This window comes from Kitasatospora sp. NPDC048540, from assembly GCF_040651175.1.
GTDB lineage: Bacteria > Actinomycetota > Actinomycetes > Streptomycetales > Streptomycetaceae > Kitasatospora.
The window spans coordinates 1-18,370 of the sequence record NZ_JBEZIR010000006.1; the positions used below are offsets into that span (position 1 = coordinate 1).

22 protein-coding genes, 1 pseudogene and 1 riboswitch are annotated in these 18,370 nt (G+C 75.0%); of the genes and pseudogenes, 14 read left to right on the plus strand and 9 right to left on the minus strand.

Translation table 11 applies throughout. The annotated features are described in order from the left end of the window. Nucleotides 1–92: 92 nt before the first annotated feature. On the minus strand, nucleotides 93–836 hold the full coding sequence (locus AB0D08_RS04655; RefSeq protein ID WP_233289290.1) for a sensor domain-containing protein: 744 nt from the start codon (nucleotides 834–836) through the stop codon (nucleotides 93–95). Between the two features lie 25 nt (nucleotides 837–861). Further along, nucleotides 862–1,491, minus strand: coding sequence for a GNAT family N-acetyltransferase (locus tag AB0D08_RS04660; protein ID WP_359886197.1), 630 nt, complete (start codon nucleotides 1,489–1,491; stop codon nucleotides 862–864). A 50-nt stretch (nucleotides 1,492–1,541) separates the two neighbouring features. Here AB0D08_RS04660 and AB0D08_RS04665 point away from each other — a divergent pair, with 50 nt between their 5' ends. Beyond that, nucleotides 1,542–2,501: a hypothetical protein gene (locus AB0D08_RS04665; protein WP_359886198.1), complete on the plus strand. Its 960-nt coding sequence runs from the start codon at nucleotides 1,542–1,544 to the stop codon at nucleotides 2,499–2,501. 69 nt (nucleotides 2,502–2,570) lie between these two features. On the opposite strand, the gene AB0D08_RS04670 is transcribed toward AB0D08_RS04665, so the two are convergent. Next, nucleotides 2,571–3,467, minus strand: a complete 897-nt coding sequence (locus tag AB0D08_RS04670; protein WP_359886199.1) for a M23 family metallopeptidase — start codon at nucleotides 3,465–3,467, stop codon at nucleotides 2,571–2,573. Between the two features lie 11 nt (nucleotides 3,468–3,478). Further along, nucleotides 3,479–3,641: riboswitch (cyclic di-AMP (ydaO/yuaA leader) on the minus strand. A 217-nt stretch (nucleotides 3,642–3,858) separates the two neighbouring features. On the opposite strand from AB0D08_RS04670, the gene AB0D08_RS04675 reads away from it, so the two are divergent. Further along, a complete protein-coding gene (locus AB0D08_RS04675) occupies nucleotides 3,859–4,149 on the plus strand; it encodes a YiaA/YiaB family inner membrane protein (protein WP_033825413.1) in 291 nt (96 codons plus the stop codon). Between the two features lie 34 nt (nucleotides 4,150–4,183). Here the strand turns inward: AB0D08_RS04675 and AB0D08_RS04680 are convergent, their stop codons facing one another. Beyond that, nucleotides 4,184–4,393 carry a 4-oxalocrotonate tautomerase family protein gene (locus tag AB0D08_RS04680; RefSeq protein WP_033825414.1) on the minus strand — a complete coding sequence of 70 codons (210 nt, stop codon included), beginning with the start codon at nucleotides 4,391–4,393 and terminating at the stop codon, nucleotides 4,184–4,186. A 186-nt stretch (nucleotides 4,394–4,579) separates the two neighbouring features. On the opposite strand from AB0D08_RS04680, the gene AB0D08_RS04685 reads away from it, so the two are divergent. From AB0D08_RS04685 to AB0D08_RS04735, 11 genes are all read left to right on the plus strand, one after another. Next, nucleotides 4,580–5,440 (plus strand): alpha/beta hydrolase, encoded by an 861-nt coding sequence (locus tag AB0D08_RS04685; protein ID WP_359886200.1) that lies wholly within the window; start codon nucleotides 4,580–4,582, stop codon nucleotides 5,438–5,440. Then, a complete protein-coding gene (locus AB0D08_RS04690) occupies nucleotides 5,440–6,024 on the plus strand; it encodes a TetR-like C-terminal domain-containing protein (RefSeq protein WP_359886201.1) in 585 nt (194 codons plus the stop codon). The genes AB0D08_RS04685 and AB0D08_RS04690 overlap by 1 nt, the downstream gene beginning before the upstream one ends. 58 nt (nucleotides 6,025–6,082) lie before the next feature. Continuing rightward, nucleotides 6,083–6,298, plus strand: a complete 216-nt coding sequence (locus AB0D08_RS04695) for a hypothetical protein (RefSeq protein ID WP_149038661.1) — start codon at nucleotides 6,083–6,085, stop codon at nucleotides 6,296–6,298. Nucleotides 6,299–6,565: 267 nt separating this feature from the next. Beyond that, nucleotides 6,566–6,772, plus strand: a complete 207-nt coding sequence (locus AB0D08_RS04700) for a hypothetical protein (RefSeq protein ID WP_033825418.1) — start codon at nucleotides 6,566–6,568, stop codon at nucleotides 6,770–6,772. A gap of 370 nt (nucleotides 6,773–7,142) precedes the next feature. Then, the gene (locus AB0D08_RS04705) at nucleotides 7,143–8,516 is read left to right on the plus strand and encodes an ATP-binding protein (RefSeq protein ID WP_359886258.1); all 1,374 of its coding nucleotides are present in this window, start codon (nucleotides 7,143–7,145) and stop codon (nucleotides 8,514–8,516) included. Then, nucleotides 8,500–8,913, plus strand: coding sequence for a roadblock/LC7 domain-containing protein (locus AB0D08_RS04710; RefSeq protein ID WP_033821188.1), 414 nt, complete (start codon nucleotides 8,500–8,502; stop codon nucleotides 8,911–8,913). The genes AB0D08_RS04705 and AB0D08_RS04710 overlap by 17 nt, the downstream gene beginning before the upstream one ends. Beyond that, on the plus strand, nucleotides 8,910–9,266 hold the full coding sequence (locus tag AB0D08_RS04715) for a DUF742 domain-containing protein (protein ID WP_033821189.1): 357 nt from the start codon (nucleotides 8,910–8,912) through the stop codon (nucleotides 9,264–9,266). Before AB0D08_RS04710 ends, AB0D08_RS04715 begins: the two co-directional genes overlap by 4 nt. Before the next feature lie 43 nt (nucleotides 9,267–9,309). Beyond that, a complete protein-coding gene (locus AB0D08_RS04720) occupies nucleotides 9,310–9,879 on the plus strand; it encodes an ATP/GTP-binding protein (protein ID WP_033821202.1) in 570 nt (189 codons plus the stop codon). Then, a complete protein-coding gene (locus AB0D08_RS04725; protein ID WP_359886202.1) occupies nucleotides 9,876–11,306 on the plus strand; it encodes a cytochrome P450 in 1,431 nt (476 codons plus the stop codon). The genes AB0D08_RS04720 and AB0D08_RS04725 overlap by 4 nt, the downstream gene beginning before the upstream one ends. Further along, complete coding sequence (locus tag AB0D08_RS04730) at nucleotides 11,270–12,382, plus strand: cytochrome P450 (protein ID WP_233289077.1); 1,113 nt, start codon at nucleotides 11,270–11,272, stop codon at nucleotides 12,380–12,382. Before AB0D08_RS04725 ends, AB0D08_RS04730 begins: the two co-directional genes overlap by 37 nt. Before the next feature lie 77 nt (nucleotides 12,383–12,459). Then, nucleotides 12,460–12,690 carry a hypothetical protein gene (locus tag AB0D08_RS04735; protein ID WP_033821191.1) on the plus strand — a complete coding sequence of 77 codons (231 nt, stop codon included), beginning with the start codon at nucleotides 12,460–12,462 and terminating at the stop codon, nucleotides 12,688–12,690. A gap of 7 nt (nucleotides 12,691–12,697) precedes the next feature. On the opposite strand, the gene AB0D08_RS04740 is transcribed toward AB0D08_RS04735, so the two are convergent. Beyond that, nucleotides 12,698–13,525 (minus strand): isocitrate lyase/phosphoenolpyruvate mutase family protein, encoded by an 828-nt coding sequence (locus AB0D08_RS04740; protein ID WP_359886203.1) that lies wholly within the window; start codon nucleotides 13,523–13,525, stop codon nucleotides 12,698–12,700. Between the two features lie 106 nt (nucleotides 13,526–13,631). Next, nucleotides 13,632–14,123 (minus strand): annotated as a pseudogene (locus AB0D08_RS04745) (carboxymuconolactone decarboxylase family protein). 49 nt (nucleotides 14,124–14,172) lie between these two features. On the opposite strand from AB0D08_RS04745, the gene AB0D08_RS04750 reads away from it, so the two are divergent. Next, on the plus strand, nucleotides 14,173–15,594 hold the full coding sequence (locus AB0D08_RS04750) for a PLP-dependent aminotransferase family protein (protein ID WP_033821194.1): 1,422 nt from the start codon (nucleotides 14,173–14,175) through the stop codon (nucleotides 15,592–15,594). Nucleotides 15,595–15,617: 23 nt separating this feature from the next. Here the strand turns inward: AB0D08_RS04750 and AB0D08_RS04755 are convergent, their stop codons facing one another. The 3 genes from AB0D08_RS04755 to AB0D08_RS04765 all read right to left on the minus strand — a co-directional run bounded on the left by AB0D08_RS04755 (nucleotide 15,618) and on the right by AB0D08_RS04765 (nucleotide 18,297). Beyond that, the gene (locus AB0D08_RS04755; RefSeq protein ID WP_359886204.1) at nucleotides 15,618–15,830 is read right to left on the minus strand and encodes a DUF6126 family protein; all 213 of its coding nucleotides are present in this window, start codon (nucleotides 15,828–15,830) and stop codon (nucleotides 15,618–15,620) included. A 54-nt stretch (nucleotides 15,831–15,884) separates the two neighbouring features. Continuing rightward, nucleotides 15,885–16,475, minus strand: coding sequence for an XRE family transcriptional regulator (locus AB0D08_RS04760; protein WP_033821196.1), 591 nt, complete (start codon nucleotides 16,473–16,475; stop codon nucleotides 15,885–15,887). Nucleotides 16,476–16,563: 88 nt separating this feature from the next. Then, entirely contained in the window at nucleotides 16,564–18,297 is a 1,734-nt protein-coding gene (locus AB0D08_RS04765; RefSeq protein ID WP_033821197.1) for a pyruvate dehydrogenase, read from the minus strand. Nucleotides 18,298–18,370: the final 73 nt, after the last annotated feature.

Below are 18,370 nucleotides of genomic sequence, written 5' to 3' on the forward strand. Positions count from 1 at the left end.
CGTTTCGCGCAGAGCCGCCAGGTACTTGTGGACGGTCCGGGCCTGCCGGACGGCCCCCGCCGGGCCCCGGCGGGGGTGTCGCTCCGGTGGTGTCAGCGGGCGCCGAGCAGGCCGCGGGCGGCGAGGCGGTGGACGTTGGTGAGACCGTGGACGATCTTCGGGGTGAGGACCACCAGCACCAGCCCGATCAGCGAGACACCGGCGATCTGGTACGGCGAGGTGATGTAGTACGTGTGGTAGTCGCCGTGGCTGCCGGTGTACTCGACCACCCGGTACCCGGGCCACCCCAGGTAACGCTTGAAGACCCAGTGGTAGAGCGGGTAGAGCGCGACCACCCACCCGGTGACCAGGAAGGTCACGGTGATGATGAAGGTGGCGACCGCCCACGGGAACATCAGCACCTGGTACAGCACCGCCCGCCAGCCCGCCGCGTCGGCGAGCCGGGCGGTGACGGCGCCCCAGAAGCCGCGCCGGGACGGCCGGACCGGCGCGGGGGCGGTGACCTCGGTGGCCAGCAGGGTGCGCAGCCGTTCGCGGTCCAGCGCGCCGAGGCCGCGGGCGGAGGTGATCAGCAGTGCGAGCAGCGGCAGGCCGACGGCGGTGACCAGCAGCCCCGTCCCGACCGCGAACAGCGTGACGACCAGGACGAAGCCGATGACCGCCACCGGCAGCCCGGTGACGACGAACCCGACCTCGCGGTAGGTCTCCGCACTGAACGGAGCCTTCCAGAAGGCCGGCCGATGGTCGGGCCGGCGGTCGGGCCGGCGGTCGGCGCGGATGCCGTAGGCGGCGGTGCTGGTGGTCATCTCGGGCCCCTTGACGTCGTCCGTACTCACGGGTCCTACGGTGCCAAAGCCGGTCTCAGCGGGGTATCCGGTGCGCTGCCGGATCGGGGGTGGGGTTCTCCCCACCCCCCGGGCGGGCGGGGTCCCCGGGGTCCGGCCGCCACTCGTGCTCCAGCAGCGAGTACTGGTCGGAGTCGAGCCAGCGGCCGGCCCGGCACAGGTCGTGCCGGATCCGGCCCTCCCGGTGGAATCCGGCCCTGGTCAGCACCCGGGCGCAGGCCAGGTTGCCGGGATCGGTGCGGGCGGCCAGCCGGTGCAGTCCGAGCCGGGCGAAGCCGAGCCGGCAGAGCAGTCCGGTGATCTCGCCGGCGTACCCCAGGCCCCAGGTGTCCCGGCGCAGCGCGAAGCCGAGCTGCGCCGCCCGGTCGCCGTCGAGGGTGAGGGCGGCGGTGCCGATGGCGGGCGCGTCCTCGCCGTCGGCGCGGCGGCGGACCGCGAGGCGGTAGACGGTGCGGGGCTCGCGTTCGGCCTCCTCCAGGTACAGCTCGATCTGGTCGGCGCAGTCCTCGAAGCCGTACGGCTCGAAGGCGAGGTGGCGGACGGTGTGCGGGTCACCGAGGACCGCGTGCAGGGCCGCCACCTCCTGCGGGGTGTGGGCGTACTCGCGCAGGGTCAGCCGGGGGCCGGACAGCCGTACCTGGTCCATGGCGCCCGACCCTACCCGGGCGGCTGCGGGGCACCGGCTACGGTTTGTCCGTGAATGACGAAGATCTGCAGCTCATCCCGCACACCCGCGCCGCCGACCTGCTCGCCGCCGCGGCCGAGGCCGGGCGGCCCGCCGTGCCCGAGGAGGCGCTGCGGACGGTGCTGGCACTGCTGGAGCTGAGCGGCGCCCGGATGCACGACGGCTACCCGGAGCTGAGCTCGGCGCTGCTGGAGCAGCTGCTGTACGAGCGGCTCTACCTGTACGTGCAGCCGGACCTGTCCGCGCGGGCGGACGGCGCGCAGGGGTACGGCGCGCAGGCGTACGGCGACGCGGTGCTGGCGCTGATCGAGCACCAGCGGGCGGCCCGGCGGCTGAACGCCAAGCGGTACGAGCGGCTGCGCGAGGAGGCCGAGTGGCAGGGTGAGGTGCTGGGCGGGCTGCTGCGCCGGTCCGACCTGGTGACCTGGCCCCGGCTGTACGCCCTGCTGCTGCGCGCGGACGGGGTGGACACGGCCGATCCGGGCGCGGTGCGCGGCTGGCTGGACGCCTTCCGGGAGCTGACGGCCGAGCAGCGTCTGGCGGTGTACGCGGCGGCGCCCGGTCTGGAGCCGGAGGAGCGGGACGGCGGCTGGGGACCGACCCGGCTGCTGATGATCGGGATGGCCACCGACGGCGCCCGGCTGCTGCTGGAGCAGGGCCTGATGCAGCGCAGCTACCGCAACCTGGCCGAACTGACGGCACTCGGCCGCCCGATGCCCGAGGAGCTGGCGGGCGACTTCGACGGCTTCGAGGCCGCGGTCGCCGTCGAGGCGCTGCGGCTGTACGGCGAGTGGACGGTGCCCGGGCTGCCGGCGCTGCTGGTCGAGGAGTACCCGGACCTGGCGCCGGAGCCCGGCAACGAGGAGATCGAGGAGTACCTGGCGGCCCGCGAGGCCGCGGCGCAGGAGACCGCGCAGGAGGCCGCCGACGCCGACGGCGAAGGCGATGCCGGGCAGTGGCCCACCGGTTGAGGCGGTGGCCCACGGGTTGAGGCGGTGGCCCACCGGTTGAGGCGGTGGCCCACCGGCTGAGGCGGTGGCCTACGGGTTGAGGCCGTGCGCCTGCATCCAGGCCAGCGGGTCGACGGGGGCGCCGCCGCCGGGGCGGACCTCCAGGTGCAGGTGCGGTCCGGTGACGGTGCCGGTGGCGCCGACCGCGCCGAGCACCGTGCCGGGGGCCACCTCGCCCTCGGCGGTGGCGATCCGGGAGAGGTGGCAGTACCAGATCTCGGTGCCGTCGGGCAGCGTCTGGATCACCCGGTAGCCGTGCGGGCCGGACCAGCCCGCCGAGGTGACGGTGCCGGCGGCGACCGCGCCGACCGGTGCGCCGGTGCGGGCGGCGAAGTCCAGGCCGGTGTGCAGGTGCGCCCAGTAGGAGCCGGACTGCCCGTAGTGCGCGGTCAGGGTGTAGCCGGTGACCGGGAGGACGAGCGGGGCGCCGGACCGGACGTCCGGCTGCGGGGCGGCGGCGGGGGCAGGCTGCTGCGGGGTCTGCTGCGGGGCGGCGGTCTCGTACGCGGCGAGCTGGGCGGCCCGCTTGGCCTCGGCGTCCTGGGCGGCGGCGAGCCGGGCGTCCTCCTGCTCGGCGGCGGCGCGGCCGTCGGCCTGCTGCTGGATCCGGGCGGCGAGCGCGAGGCCCGGGTCGGCGGCGGACGGGGCGCCGTCGCCGGCGGCGTCGGCGGCCGTGACCGCGGGTGCGGGCACCGGCGCGGCCTGCGCGGGGGTGGCGGCGCCGAAGCCGGTGGCGCCGAGGGCCGCGGTCATCGCGGTGACGCCGAGCAGCGGTCCGCCGCTCCTGGCCTGACGGGGCATCCGGTGCCGTGAGGCGTCCGCGCCCAGGTCCACCGGCTGGCCCTCCACCGGGTGGGGTCGGTCCCCCGGGTGGTCGAGCAGCTGGGTACCTGCGGCCGTGCCCTGGAGCGGGTGCGTCGACGCCACTGAGGCGTGCTCCTTTCCTTCCCTCTCGCCGACCGGGTTAGCTGACGGGTTCGGAGCAGGAAGGTCTCCTACGGCCGGGCCTGGGCCCCGCCGATTCACCCCAAGGAACGTGGTTCCCCGGCTCCCCGGACCCGCCCGGTGAGGGCGTGCCCGCGGATTGAGCGATGGCGCACGGTGCCGTCTGGCTACGGCGTTTCGTACCGCGCTGCGTTATCGAAAGTTAATCCCATGAGGGCCATGATTCCAAGCGCCCTGGACAACACTTTGGCACCCGAACCGGGCGCCCGGGGCGGTTCACCCGGATTCGGCCCGCCGGCGGTGACGGACCGCTACCGGCCGGTTGAGTATCCGTACTCATGTGCCGGAAAGGCGAGTTGGAGAACCTACCGGCATGACCGCAAAGATGCAGACCAGAACCACGGCGGCGTACTTCGGCCAGGCCGTGCTCTCCTTCGCACTCGCCACCTCGGCCCTGGCGATCGGGATCGCCTATCTCCCGGTCAACGCCTGGATGCGCGGATTCCTCGCCGTCGGCCTGCTGTACGAGATCACCTCGGCCTTCACGCTGGCGAAGGTGATCCGCGACCGCCAGGAGGCGGACGAGCTGACCAGCCGGGTGGACCAGGCCAGGCTGGACAAGCTGCTCGCCGAGCACGACCCGTTCCGGGTCGAGGGCGCCTGAACCCGCGCCCCCGGCCGGACCGGCCGGACGGGCGTCACGCGCCCTCGGACTCCTTCGCCTTCCGCACCGCGAAGGTCTCGCCGCCGGCCGACCAGTGGGTCGGCGGGATCTCCTCCACCGCGACCCAGATCTTCTCCGGGTCCACCCCGGTCACCCTGGCGTACGCCTCGGTCAGCGCGCGGGTGATCTCCGCGTTCTGCTCGTCGGTCCGGCCGGACAGCTGCTTGACGTTGATGAAGGGCACGACGCCTCCTGGCACTCGAACCGGCGGGCGGGGCCGGCACCCGGGACCGTGATCACCCGCACGCTACCCCAGGGCCGCGGACGCCTCCGTGGCACCCTTGACGGCTAAGGCTATTAGCATTAGCTTTATGGCCACAGGAGCTCGCCGGACCGGCCGGGCATCCGTCGAGGAGCCCAGGAGGCAGCGATGAACACCACCGTCACCCAGTACGTCACCGTTCCCGGCGGCCGGATCGCCTTCGACGACTCGGCGGCCGGGCCCACCACCGGGACCACCGCCGGGACCACCGCCGGGACCGCCGCCGGGTCCGTGCCGGTCGTGCTGCTGCCCGGCATGCTGGACCGGCGCACCACCTACCGGCACCTGGTCCCGCTGCTGACCGCCGCCGGCCACCGGGTGATCACCATGGACCTGCGCGGCCTCGGCGACTCCTCCACCGGCTTCACCGACCACTCCCCGGCCGCCATCGCCACGGACGTGGTCGCCCTGCTCGACCACCTCGGGATCGGGCGCGCCGTCCTGGCCGGCAACTCCTACACCGGCGCAACCGTGGTCAAGGTGGCCGGCGACCGGCCCGAGCTGGTGGCCGGGATCGTGCTGATCGACGCCTTCATCGAGAACCTCCCGCCGAACGCCTTCCAGAAGGCGCTGGTCAAGACGCTCGGCGCGGCCCTGGTGCACTTCCCCGCACTGTGGGGCGCCGCGCAGAAGCTCTACTTCCCCACCGAGCGCCCCGCCGACTTCGACGCCTACCGTGCCGGGCTGGTCGCCATGCTGCGCGAGCCGGGCCGCAAGGCCGCCACCCGGGGCTACGTCTCCGGCGACTCCGCCCCGGTCGGCTGGACCGCCGCGGTGACCTGCCCGGCCCTGGTGCTGATGGGCACCAAGGACGTCGACTTCCCGGACCCCGAGCTGGTGGCCGACCGCCAGGCGGCCGCGCTGAAGGGCCGTAAGGTGATGATCGACGGCGGTGGCCACTACCCGATGGCGGGATTCCCGCAGGCCACCGCCGATGCCCTGCTCCCCTTCCTGCACGAGGTCGCCTGATGCCCAGGGCCGGACTCACCCCCGCCGCCGTCGTGGACCACGCCCTGGCCCTGCTCGACGAGCAGGGCGGCGATGCCCTCACGCTCGCCGCCGTCGCCGCCCGGGCCAAGGTCGCCACCCCTTCGCTCTACAAGCACGTGCCCGGCGGCCTGACCGAACTGCGCCGGCTGATCGCGGTCCGGGTCACCGAGGAACTGGCCGACCGGCTGGGCGCCGCCGCCCTCGGGCGCAGCACCGACGAGGCCGTGGAGGCACTGGTGGCGGCGTACGTCCGCTACGCCCGCGAGCACCCCGAGCGGTACGCGGCGATACCGCAGGCGCCCGACCCGGCCGACCCCGCGCTGACCGCGGCGGCGACCCGGCTGGTCGAGGCGGTCATGGCGGTACTGCGCGGCTACGGCCTGACGGGCTCGGAGGTGGTGCACGCGACCCGCACGGTCCGCGCCGTCGCGCACGGTTTCGCCTCGCTGACCACCGGCGGCGGCTTCCAGCTCGCGGAGGACCTGACGGTGACCCAGCAGCGGGTGACCGGCGTCCTGACGGCGGGGCTGCGGGACTGGCCCGGCCAGGCCCCCGCCGGCTGAGCCCGCCCCGCGCTGGGCCACCCGTGTCCTGGCGGGGCCGTCGGGCGTTGGGCAGGGCATGAAGAAGCGAAGCATGCTCGCCGTCGCCTCCCTCGCCGTCGGTGTGGTGGCCTCCCTGACCGCCCCCAGCGCGCACGCGGCCCCCGCCGGCGACCGTGGCCCGACCCCGGACGCCATCACCGCCCCCGACGTCCCGGTCGACCTTCTCGGCACCGTCTCAGGCGGCAGCCCCGACCTGGACGGCCTGGACGGGCTGCCGGGGATCCAGGCCTGACCGGCCGCACCCTCCGACCTGCTCCTGGGCCACCCGGACCACCGGGTGGCCCTCGTGCTGTCCAACGCCGCCCGGCCCCGGGCCCGATCCGCCCCGCGTCCGCCGCTGACCGGAACCGACCTGGGGCGACCGGTTCCTGACCGTGGCCGACCGGGCGCCGGTATGGCTTCGGGTGGGTTTCGAGACCGTTCTGTCACAGTCCGCGGGTGAGACTTGGTGGGTACCCGGACGCTCCCAGCGCTCCGGCCGCCCCGAGGACGTGGACAGATGCCCCAGACCGTGGAGCCCTCCCGGACCGCCGCCGGACTGGTCCCCGCCCAGCGGACCGGGACCGCCCGTCCGGGCGTCCCCGCGGCCGGCGCCACCACGGGCGGCCACCTCGCCCGGGCGTACGCCGTGGCCCGCGGTCTGCGCGCGCTGCGGCCCGTCCCGGCCCGCGCCCAGGAGCCGTACGGCGAGTCGGACGGCCAGTAGCTGCCCTCCGCCCCGACCGGGCGGCTGCCCGAGTGCCCCCGGCGGCCGTGACCGAGTGCGACGCCCGGCCGGAGCGCGTGGCGCCGCTGCCGCCGGGTGCGTCCGGGCCGCCGGCGGCGGTGGTGCGGCCCGGGGTGGTCGTGACGGGGATGCCGGGCGAGGAGCAGTTCCGGCTGATCATCGGCGCGAGGGCGCCGGACGGATCACCCCGTGTACGCCGTCAAGTTCGTCGGCGACCAGCACCGATGCGTCCAGGTCGGGGAGTTGGAGGATTCCACCATCCTGTGAAAGTTTGACTGATTAAGCTCAATTGACGACCGATCGGTTCACACGAACGTAGGATCATCGCCCTAGACTTCGCCGCGTGACGATGACTCAGTGGTGCGGAGCAGCAGCCGGCGGCCTCGCCGTCCTCGCCTTGGTGGCCGCCGCGAGGTTCCATGCCGTCACGGTCACCCTGCGCGGTCGGCTCGCCGACCAGGACCGGGAGCTCGACCGGCTACGCGCCGACCTGGCCGAGGCGCTCGACCGCCGCTCGGCCGAGAACGCCGCCGTCCAGCAGGAGCAGGACCTCAACTCCGCCACCCGGCGGGCCTTCCTGAGCGTCGCCCGCCGGATCCTGGTGATGGCGCACGACCAGCAGGCCGGGCTGGACGAGATGGAGCGCACCCACGACGACCCGGCGCTGCTCGACGGCCTGCTCAAGGCGGACCACGCGGCGGCCCAACAGGCCCGGCTGGCACAGACGCTGGCGGTGCTCTGCGGCGCCCGGGCGGGCCGGCACTGGCCCGAGCCGGTGGCCCTGGAGGACGTGGTGCGCGGCGCGCAGTCCCGCATCCTGCCGTTCCAGCGGGTGGTGGTGCGCAGCCGGATCGAGACCGCCGTGGTCGGCGCGGCCGCCGAGGCGCTGATCCACGCGGTGGCCGAGCTGCTGGACAACGCCACCCGCTACTCGCCGCCGTCCACCCAGGTGTTCGTGACGCTGATGTCGGTGCACAACGGCGCGGTGGTGGAGATCGACGACTGCGGCGTCGGCATGCCGGAGCAGGCGGTGGAGAAGGCCGCCGCGGCGCTGGCGGGCGGCGGCAGCCTGGAGGTCTCCCGGCTGGGCGAGGTACCGCAGTTGGGGCTCGCGGCGGTCGGCCGGCTGGCCGAGCAGTACGGCTTCCGGGTCACCCTCAGCTCGGCGCCCTCCCCGTACGGAGGTGTGCGGGTGGTGGTGCTGCTGCCGAACGCCCTGCTCACCGAGCCGCTGCCGACCGCGCTGCCCCCGGCCCCGGCGGGCACCCTGGTGCTCCCCGCGCCCCCGGCCCGGGTGCCATCGCAGCCCCGCGCGGTGGCCGCGCCGGGCGGTCCCGAGCGCTCGGCCCCCGCCGCCCGGCCGTCGGGCGCCGCACAGCCGAAGGACACCGCACGGCCGGACGCCCCCGCCCGTCCCGGCGATGTCGCACCGGCCGCGCCGGAGCCCGGCGCCCTGCCCCGGCGGGCCAACCGCCGGGGCACCGACGGTCCGCCGCGGCCGCCCACGCAGCCCGAGGCCGCCGCGCCGCCGGCGCGCTCCGCCGACGGCGCCAAGACCTTCATGGCCCTGTTCCAGGCCGGTACCGCGAGTGGCCGGTCGGCCGCCCGGCAGGACCGGCAGTCCGACGACGACCCCCGCCCGCCCGCCGGGCCGGCGGGGTCGGCCCCCGAATCCCCCCGACCTCCCCAGCGCTCCGGAGATTTCCATGACCACCAATCCTGACCTCGGCTGGCTGCTCTCGGACATCGTCGCGGTCCCCGACGTCCGGCACGCCGTCGTGGTGTCCAACGACGGCCTGGAGATCGGCCGCAGCGAGCAGATCGGCCGGGACGACGCCGAGCGGCTGGCCGCGGCCTGTTCCGGGCTGCAGTCGCTGGCCCGGGGGGTGGCCCAGGGCTTCGGCGGCCGGGGGTCCAGCACCCGGCAGATCGTGGTCGAGTACGGCGGCGGCTACCTGTTCGTGGTGGCGGCCGGCGCGGGTGCGCACCTCGCGGTGGTGACCGGCGAATCGGTGGACGCCGGGCTGGTGGCGTACCAGATGCAGGTGCTGGTCGAGCGGATCGGCACCCACCTGACCAGTCCGCCGCGGGTCGGTCAGGCGGCCGGGGACGCCCGGTGAGCGGCCCGGTCCGGCCGTACGTGATCACCGGCGGGCGCAGCGGTACCAACCGGCCGGCGCTCGCCATCGAGAGCCTGGTCAGCGCGGTCCCCGCGGCCGACCTCGACCCCGATCTGCGGTCCGGGGACACGCTGAACCGGGAGCACCAGCGGATCCTGGCGCTCTGCCACGACCTGCTGTCGGTCGCCGAGGTCGCGGCCCACCTGCGGCTGCCGGTCAGCGTGGTCCGGGTGCTGGTCGACGACCTCTGGGACCTGGGCGCCGTCCAGGTCCGCCCGCCCGCGCCGCAGGCCGACCGCCTGCCGACGCATCTCCTCGAGGAGGTACTCGTTGGCCTCCGCCAGCTCCGCTGACACCACCGGCACTGCCGGCACCGAAGGCGACGCGCCGTCGTACCTGCCGGCCACCGTGCAGGGGGCGGTGAAGATCCTGGTCACCGGCCCGTTCGGGGTCGGCAAGACCACGCTGGTCGGGGCGTTGAGCGAGATCGCGCCGCTGCGGACCGAGGAGGTGATGACCTCGGCCGGGGTCGGGGTGGACGACCTGACCGGGCGGCCCGACAAGACCACCACCACGGTCGCGCTGGACTTCGGCCGGATCACGCTCAACCCGCAGCTCGCCCTGTACCTGTTCGGCACACCGGGCCAGCAGCGGTTCTGGCCGCTGTGGGAGGACCTGTCGCGCGGGGCGCTCGGCGCGATCGCGCTGGTGGACACCCGCCGGCTGGACGAGAGCTTCGACGTGCTGGGGCAGCTGGAGGAGCAGCGGATCCCGTTCGCGGTCGCCGTGAACGTCTTCCCCGACACCCCGGAACACCCCGAGGACGACCTGCGCTCCGCCCTGGACCTGCTGCCCGAGGTGCCGATCCTGCGCTGCGACGCGCGCGACCGGCAGGCCGCCTACGACGTGCTGATCGACTTCGTGGACCATCTGCTCTCCACCGCCGTACTGGAGCTCCAGCGATGACGACTCCCGAGCCCCAGGCGGCCACCCCGCCGCCCGGCTGTCCCGCGCACCGGGCCGGCGGCCCGCCGGCGCCCGCCGCGCAGCTGTACGGCGCGGCCGTCGCGGACGACCCGCACGGGCTGTACGCCCGGCTGCGCGAGCAGCACGGGCCGGTCGCGCCGATCGAGCTGGAGCCGGGGGTCGAGGCCTGGCTGGTGCTCGGCTACGCCGAACTGCTCGAACTGACCCGCAACGAGAAGCTGTTCTCCAAGGACTCGCGGCGCTGGCGGGTGCCGGCCGAGGGCCGGCTGAAGCCGGACTCGCGGCTGCTGCCGATGACGGCGTGGCGGCCGACGCTGCTCAACCTGGACGGCGGCGAGCACCAGCGGCTGCGCGGCGCGGTGGCGCAGACGCTCGGCCGGATCGACCACCGGCAGCTGCGGGAGACCACCGAGACCGCCGCCAACTCGCTGATCGACAGCTGGGGTCCGGACGGTACGGCCGACCTGATCGCGCAGTACGCGCGCCGGCTGCCGCTGCTGGTCTTCACCCAGCTGCTGGGGCTGCCGGCCGAGATGGGCCCGCACCTGATCGAGCTGATCAGCCACTTCGTGGACAGCAGCGAGAAGTCGGTGCGGGCCAACGCCGAGTTCCAGGCGATCCTGACCGATCTGGTGCGCCGCAGCCGGGCCGAGCCGGGCGCGGACCTGACCTCGTGGCTGCTGGCCCACCAGGCCGGGCTGAGCGACGAGGAGGCGCTGCACCACCTGGTGGTGATCCTGGTCGCGGGCAACGAGACCACCATCAACTGGACCGGCAACACGCTGCGGCTGCTGCTGACCGACCGCCGTTTCCGGTCCACCCTGGCGGGTGGCCGGCTGACCGTCGCGGACGCGCTGGAGGAGGTGCTGTGGCGGGATCCCCCGACGCAGAACTTCCCGGGCCGGTGGGCCACCGGTGACACCGTGCTCGGCGGCCAGTACATCAGCGCGGGCGACATGCTGGTGCTGGGACTGGCCGGGGCCAACGCCGACCCGGCGGTGCACGCCGCCTCGGACGGCATCGCCGGGAACCGGGCGCACCTCGCCTGGGGGGCCGGCCGGCACGTCTGTCCGGCCCAGCACCCGGCCCGGCTGATCGTCGAGACGGCGCTGGAGACCCTGCTGCACCGGCTGCCCGACCTCCAACTGGCGTTTCCCGCCAACGAGCTGGCCTGGCGGCAGTCGCCGTGGTCGCGCGCGCTGGTGTCGCTGCCGGTGCTGTACAGCGCTTTCACCCCGCCCCGAGCCCCCGCACCCGAAAGGCCGCCATGGACACCGCCGACACTCTCACCCCCGTCCGACTCGACGCCTTCGGACGGGACCAGCACGGAGAGAACAGCCGGCTCCGGGCGGCTGGCCCTGCGGTCCTGGTGGAACTCCCTGGCGGGGTGGTGGTCTGGGCGATAACCCACCACGACACCCTCCAGGAGCTGCTCGCCGATCCCCGGGTCGGCAAGAACCCGCAGCTGTGGACCACCTTCCGGGAGGGTCGGCTGCCGGAGGGCTGGCCGCTGCTGAACTTCGTCACCGTGCCCGGCATGATCACCGTGGACGGCGCGGACCACCGGCGGCTGCGCGGTCTGGTCACCCAGGCGTTCACACCCCGCCGGATCGCCGAGCTGGCGCCCGCCGTCGAGGCGCGCTGCGAGCGGCTGCTGGACGCGATGGCCACGCTGGAGGGCGAGTTCGACCTGCGCGAGCACTTCGCGTACCCGCTGCCGATGCAGGTGATCGGCGAGCTGCTGGGGCTGGCGGTCGAGCAGCAGCACCAGCTGCACGAGCTGTCCGACACCCTGGTGAGCAGTTCCGCGACGCCGGAGGCGGCGGTGGCGGCGCAGCGGGGCCTGTTCGCGCTGCTGGGGTCGGTGGTGGCGGCCAAGCGGGCCGAGCCCGGGGACGACCTGACCACCGATCTGATCGCGGCCCGGGAGGCGGACGACCGGCTGACCGAGCAGGAGTTGGTCGGCACGCTGCTGCTGATGCTGGTGGCGGGGCACGAGACCACGCTCAACCTGATCACCAACGCGGTGCGGGCGCTGCTGGCCGACCGGTCGCAGCTGGAGCTGGTGCTGTCCGGGCAGCAGCCGTGGTCGGCGGTGGTGGAGGAGACGCTGCGGTACGACTCCCCGGTGGGGCAGTTCCCGCTGCGGTACGCGGTGGAGGACATCGAGGTCGGCGGGGTGCTGATCCGCCGGGGTGAGGCGCTGCTGGCCTCGTACGCCTCGGCGGGCCGCGACGAGGGGCACTACCCGGACGCGGACCGGTTCGACCTGACCCGGCAGCCGGCCCGGCACCTGTCGCTGGGGCACGGGCCGCACTTCTGCCTCGGGGCGGGGCTGGCCCGGCTGGAGGCGGAGACGGCGCTGCGCGGCCTGTTCGGCCGCTTCCCGGGGCTGACGGCGGCGAAGGACGCCCCGGCGCCGGAGCCGATCGCCTCGTTCGTCAGCAACAGCGTGCGGACCCTGTACGTGCGCACCGCGTAGCGGGCGGCCGCCCCGGCGGACGGGCGTATCCGCGGGGGCGGCCGGTACCCGGCGGCCGGGGGCTCGTTGGGCAGGTCATGACGAAGATCCCGGCGCTGGCCGCCCTGTCCCTGGCCGCCGTCGCGGTGGCCGCCGCCCCCGCGCACGCGGAGCAGGCCCGCGACTACTCCCAGGGGGCGTCGGCGGACGAGGTGTGCCACCAGGAGCTGGCCCAGTACCCGGTGGTCGGGCCGGCGGCGGAGCGCACCACGGGGGTGTGCGGGACGGTCGGCCGGGTGCTGGACCGGCCGCCGGTGTCGGTGAGCTGAGCCCGGTTCAGCCGGTGAACAGGGCGTTCAGCTCGTCGTAGCCGAGGCCGTCGGCCAGCGCGTCGTAGCTCCCGTGGGTGTACACCTCGCGGGCGGCGCGCTGCACGGCCGCGTAGGCGGCCTTGGCGAGGCCGGGGCCGAGGCTGATCCGGCCGACGCCGAGGGCGGCGAGTTCGGCGACGGTGGGGGCGCCGGGGCCGGCCATCACGTTGAGCGGCACGGGCACGGCCGCGACCAGGGCGGCGATGGTGGCGGGGTCGGCCACCCCGGGGACGAAGACGCCGTCGGCGCCGGCCTCGGCGAATGCGCGGGCCCGGGTGACGGCCTCGTCCAGGCGGCCGGCCGGCTCGCCCGCGCCGAGCAGGAAGACGTCGGTGCGGGCGTTGAGGAACAGCGGGACGCCGGTCGCGTCGGCGGCCCGGCGGGCGGCGGCGATCCGCTCGGCGGCGTCGGCGGCCGGGCGCAGCGGACCGGGACCGGACCAGCCGTCCTCCAGGTTGACGCCGACGGCGCCGGTGGCGATCAGCTCGGTGATGCTCGCGCCGACGCCTTCGGGGGTGTCGGCGAAGCCGTGTTCGAGGTCGGCGGTGACCGGCAGGTCGACGGCGGCGGCGATCAGGGCGGTCTGGGCCAGGGCGCGCGGCAGGCCCAGCACCTGCCCGTCGGGGACACCGAGGGTCCAGGAGACGGAGGCGCTGGCGGTGGCGATGGCCGGGGCGCCGGCCCCGGCGACCAGGCGGGCGCTCGCGGCGTCCCAGACGTTGGCCAGGACCAGGGGGGTGCCGGGGCGGTGGAGGGCGTGGAGGAGCTTCGCCTTGTCGTGCGGTGTGGTCATGGTGACAGCCTGTCGGTCTGGGGGTGCCGGGTCCGGCGGGAATCGGACCTGGACGGCGGGCCGGACGGGTGGTGGGCCGGGGCGGGTGCTGGGCCGGGGCGGGTGGTCAGGCCTGCTTGGGGGCGGGGCTGAGCCGGGTGGCGATGGCGATCCGGTTCCAGGAGTTGATGGCGATGATCAGCGCGATCAGCTAGCCCAGTTCCCGCTGGTCGAACAGCTTGGCCGCCTCGTCGTAGACCGCGTCCGGGACATGGCCGTCGGTGACCAGGGTGACGGCCTCGGTGAGGGCGAGCGCGGCCCGCTCCTTCGCGGTGAAGTACGGGGTCTCGCGCCAGGCCGGCAGGGTGTGGATCCGGTGCTCCTGCTCGCCCTGCGCCCGGGCGTCGGTGGTGTGCATGTCCAGGCAGAAGGCGCAGCCGTTGATCTGCGAGGCACGGATCTTGACCAGTTCGGCGAGGGTCGGGTCGACGTCGGTGCGGGCGGCCCGGTCCAGCTTGATCATCGCGGCGTAGAACTCGGCGGCCTGCTCGGGGAGCGAGATCCGCTGGACGGGGGCGGGGACGAGGGCGTCGGGGGTGGTGTTCTCGTGCGTCGTCATGTCTCCACCGTAGGTGCCTGATGGCCCGTCAGTGTGGTTCATTTGGGTCATGGGATCCTGGGCCACTTTCGGCGGCGACCTGCACCTCGACCTGTCCGCGGGCCGGGCCCGCGGCCTGGGCCTGCGGGCCGCGCTGGAGGACGCGCTGCGCACCGCCGTCCGGGAGGGCCGGCTCGGTCCCGGCACCCGGCTGCCGTCCTCCCGGGCGCTGGCGGCGGACCTCGGCATCGCCCGCAACACCGTCGCCGAGGCGTACACCCAGCTCGGCGCGGAGGGCTGGCTGACGTCCCGGCAGGGCTCGGGCACGGTGGTGGCCGAGCGCGGCGAGCCGCAGCCGGCCCCGCCGCCGCCCGGGGTGCGGCCCGAACCGGCCGTCCGGCACAACCTGATGCCGGGCAGCCCGGACCTCTCCCGCTTCCCGCGGAACGCGTGGCTGGCGGCCACCCGGCGGGCGCTGGCGACCGCCCCGCACGAGGCCTTCGGGCTCGGCGACCCGCGCGGCCGGATCGAGCTGCGCCGGGCGCTGGCGGCCTACCTGGCCCGGGTCCGCGGCGTGCGTACCGACCCGGAGCGGCTGGTGGTGTGCTCCGGCTACACCCAGGGGCTCGGGCTGCTCTGCCGGGCGCTGCACGAGCAGGGGGTGCGGACGGTGGCGGTGGAGGAGTACGGCCTGCCGCCGCAGCGGGCGGTGATCGCGGAGGCGGGTCTCGGCACGGTGCCGCTGTCGCTGGACGAGGGGGGTGCCCGCACCGGGGAGCTGCTCGGCTCGCCGGCCGGGGCGGCGGTGCTGACCCCGGCGCACCAGTTCCCGACCGGGGTGGCGCTGCGCGCCGCGCGCCGGGCGACCGCGGTGGCCTGGGCCCGGGCCACCGGCGGGGTGGTGATCGAGGACGACTACGACGGCGAGTTCCGCTACGACCGGCAGCCGCTGGGCGCGATGCAGGCACTGGACCCGGAGCGGGTGGTGTACGCGGGGACGGCGTCCAAGAGCCTGGCGCCGGGGATCCGGATGGCCTGGCTGGCCCTGCCCGGCCGGCTGGTCGAGCCGGTGATGCGGCAGAAGCGGCTGGCGGACGGACAGAGCGGCGCGGTGGAGCAGCTGGCGCTGGCCGAGCTGATCACCTCCGGCGACCTGGACCGGCACATCCGGCGCAGCCGGCTGCAGTACCGGCGGCGCCGCGACCGGCTGATCGAGGTGCTGGCCGAGCGGGTGCCCGAGGTCCGGGTGACCGGCCTGTCGGCGGGGCTGAGCGCCGTCCTGGAGCTGCCGCCGGGCTCGCTCGGCGAGGAGGAGCTGCTGCGGCAGGCGCGCTGGCTGGGGATCTCGCTGAGCGTGCTGTCCTGGTGCCGGGCGTCCGAGGCGCCGCCGGCCGCGGACGCGCCCGCGGCGCTGGTGGTCGGGTACGGGACGCCGGCCGACCACGCGTTCCCGGCGGCGCTGGACGCACTGTGCACGCTGCTGCGGCTGTGACCGCCCCGGCGGCGCGGCGCGGCTCAGCGGCCGCCGCGGTGGCCGATCTCGAAGAGCAGGATGACGAACCCGGCGAAGGCATGGGTGGCCACCATGTAGATGGCGGCGCGGATCCAGACCCGGCGGTCGGTGCGGCGTCCGGCGTCCTTGGTGAGGTCGGCGGCGGGATGGGCGGCGGGGCCGGTCGCGGGGTGGGTGGCGAGGTCACTGGCGGGGGCGGTGGCGGTGTCGGCCATGTCGGTCCTCCGGTGGTGGGTGTGCCGCGGGGGTGATTGCGGGTGGGGCGGGGTTCAGAGCCGGGGCGTGTCGCCGAGGCAGAGTTCGCCGCCCGGGCTCTGCAGCAGGGTGTGCAGGAAGAGCAGCTCGACCCCGTCGGCGGAGTCGGCGGCGATGCAGTGCGGGGTGAGCGAGTCGAAGTGGGCGGAGTCGCCCTCGTCGAGCAGGTGGACGCGCTCGCCGAGGGTCAGCCGCAGCCGGCCGCGGGTGACGTACAGCCACTCCTCGCCCGGGTGGACCCGGACCACGGCGTCCTGGAGGCCGGGCGGCACCTGGACGTGCAGGGCCTGCATGGCCCGGCCGGGGGCGCCGGCCCGCCGGTAGCCCCAGCCACCGGCCCGGCCCGGTTCGATGGCGGCGCCGCGGATCACCGGGTCGGGCTCGCCGGGCTGTTCGCCGAGCAGTCCGGCGACGGTGGTGCCGTAGGCGCGGGCGAGGCCGAGCAGGACGGGCAGCGAGGGCTGGCGCTGTCCGGTCTCCAGGCGGGACACGTAAGCTGGGGAGAGTCCGACCCGGGCGGCCGCGGCCTCCAGGGTGAACCGTCCGGCGAGCCGGTGTTCGCGCAGTCGGGCGCCGAGGCCCGCGACCTCTTGGTCGTCTGTCATGCCTCCAGTGCACACCCGCCGGTGCCTCAGAGGCAAGAAACTTGCCTCCCGGGCAAACCCGCAGGTCAGCGGTGGCGCTACGGTCCGATCAGGGGCGCGGGATGTTGCGCAGGTTGCTGCGCGCCAGGTCGATCATCCGGCCGACCCCGCCGGACAGCACGGTCTTGCCGGCGGCCAGCGCGAAGCCCTTGAGCTGGGCGGCGGTGATCCGCGGCGGGATGGACAGCGCGTTGGGGTCGGTGACCACGTCGACAAGGGCCGGGCCGGGGCGTTCCAGCGCCTCCCGCAGCGCCTGTTCGACCGCGGCGGGGTCGGTCACCCGCTTGGCGGGGATGCCGCAGGCCCGGGCGATGGCCGCGTAGTCCACGTCGCCGTTGTCGGTCTCGGCCTCCTGGTAGCCGCTGACCAGCATCTCCAGCTTGATCATGCCGAGCGCGCCGTTGTTGAACACCACCGTCTTCACCGGCAGCCGGTACTTGGCCACCGTGAGCAGTTCGCCGAGCAGCATGCCGATCCCGCCGTCGCCGGACAGCGACACCACCTGGCGTCCGGGGAAGGCGAGTTGGGCGCCGATCGCGTGCGGCAGGGCGTTCGCCATCGAGCCGTGCAGGAAGGAGCCGATCACCCGGCGCCGCCCGTTCGGGGTGAGGTAGCGGGCCGCCCAGACGTTGTTCATGCCGGTGTCGACGGTGAACACCGCGTCGTCGGCGGCCAGTTCGTCCAGGACCGAGGCGACGTACTCCGGGTGGACCGGGCGGTGGTGGCCGATGTCCTTGGTGTAGGCGCCGACCACGGTCTCCAGGGCCCGGCAGTGCCTGTCGAGCATGGCGTCCAGGAAGCGCCGGTCCTGCTTCTGGTCGAGCAGCGGCAGCACCGCCCGCAGGGTGGCCGCGACATCGCCGTGCACGGCCAGTTCCAGCGGGGTGCGGCGGCCGAGCCGGGTGGCGTCGTGGTCCACCTGGACGGTCCGGGCCTGCGGCAGGAACGAGTCGTACGGGAAGTCGGTGCCCAGCAGCACCACCAGCTCGGCCTCGTGCAGCGCCTCGTGGCAGGCGCCGTAGCCGAGCAGGCCGCTCATCCCGACGTCGTACGGGTTGTCGTACTGGATCCACTCCTTGCCGCGCAGCGAGTGCCCGACCGGCGCCTGCACGGTGGCGGCGAGCTTCATCACCTCCTCGTGGGCGCCGCGGGTGCCGGCGCCGGCGAAGACCGTCACGGTGCCGGCGGAGTTCAGCGCCTCGGCGAGCGCCCGGACCTGGGACCAGGGCGGGGCGGCGACCGCCTGCTCGGTCAGGAAGGTGCCCTCGCCGGTGGGCCCGGCGGCGGGCAGCGCGGCCACGTCGCCGGGGAAGACCAGCACCGAGACTCCGGGGGCGCCGAGCGCGTGCTGCACCGCGACCCGCAGCAGCCGGGGCAGCTGCTCGGGGGTGGAGACCAGCTCGCAGAAGGTGCTGCAGTCGGTGAACACCCGCTCCGGGTGGGTCTCCTGGAAGAAGCCGGTACCGATCTGGCCGGACGGGATGTGCGAGGCCAGCGCCAGCACCGGGACGCCGCTGCGCTGCGCGTCGTACAGGCCCTGGATCAGGTGGGTGTTGCCGGGCCCGCAGGAGCCGGCGCAGACCGCGAGCCGGCCGGTCAGTTCGGCCTCGGCGGCGGCGGCGAAGGCCCCGGCCTCTTCGTTGCGCACGTGCACCCAGGAGATGCCCTCGGCCCGCCGGATCGCGTCGACCACCGGGTTGAGGCTGTCACCCACCACCCCGTAGACCCGTTCCACGCCCGCCTGCCGGAGCACCTCCACCATCTGCTCGGCCACGCTGCCCATGGGGTACCTCGTCCCGTCTCGCCCGTCGCCCGCTGTCGGACCATGCCTAACACGGCAAAGGGGACATTTCGGC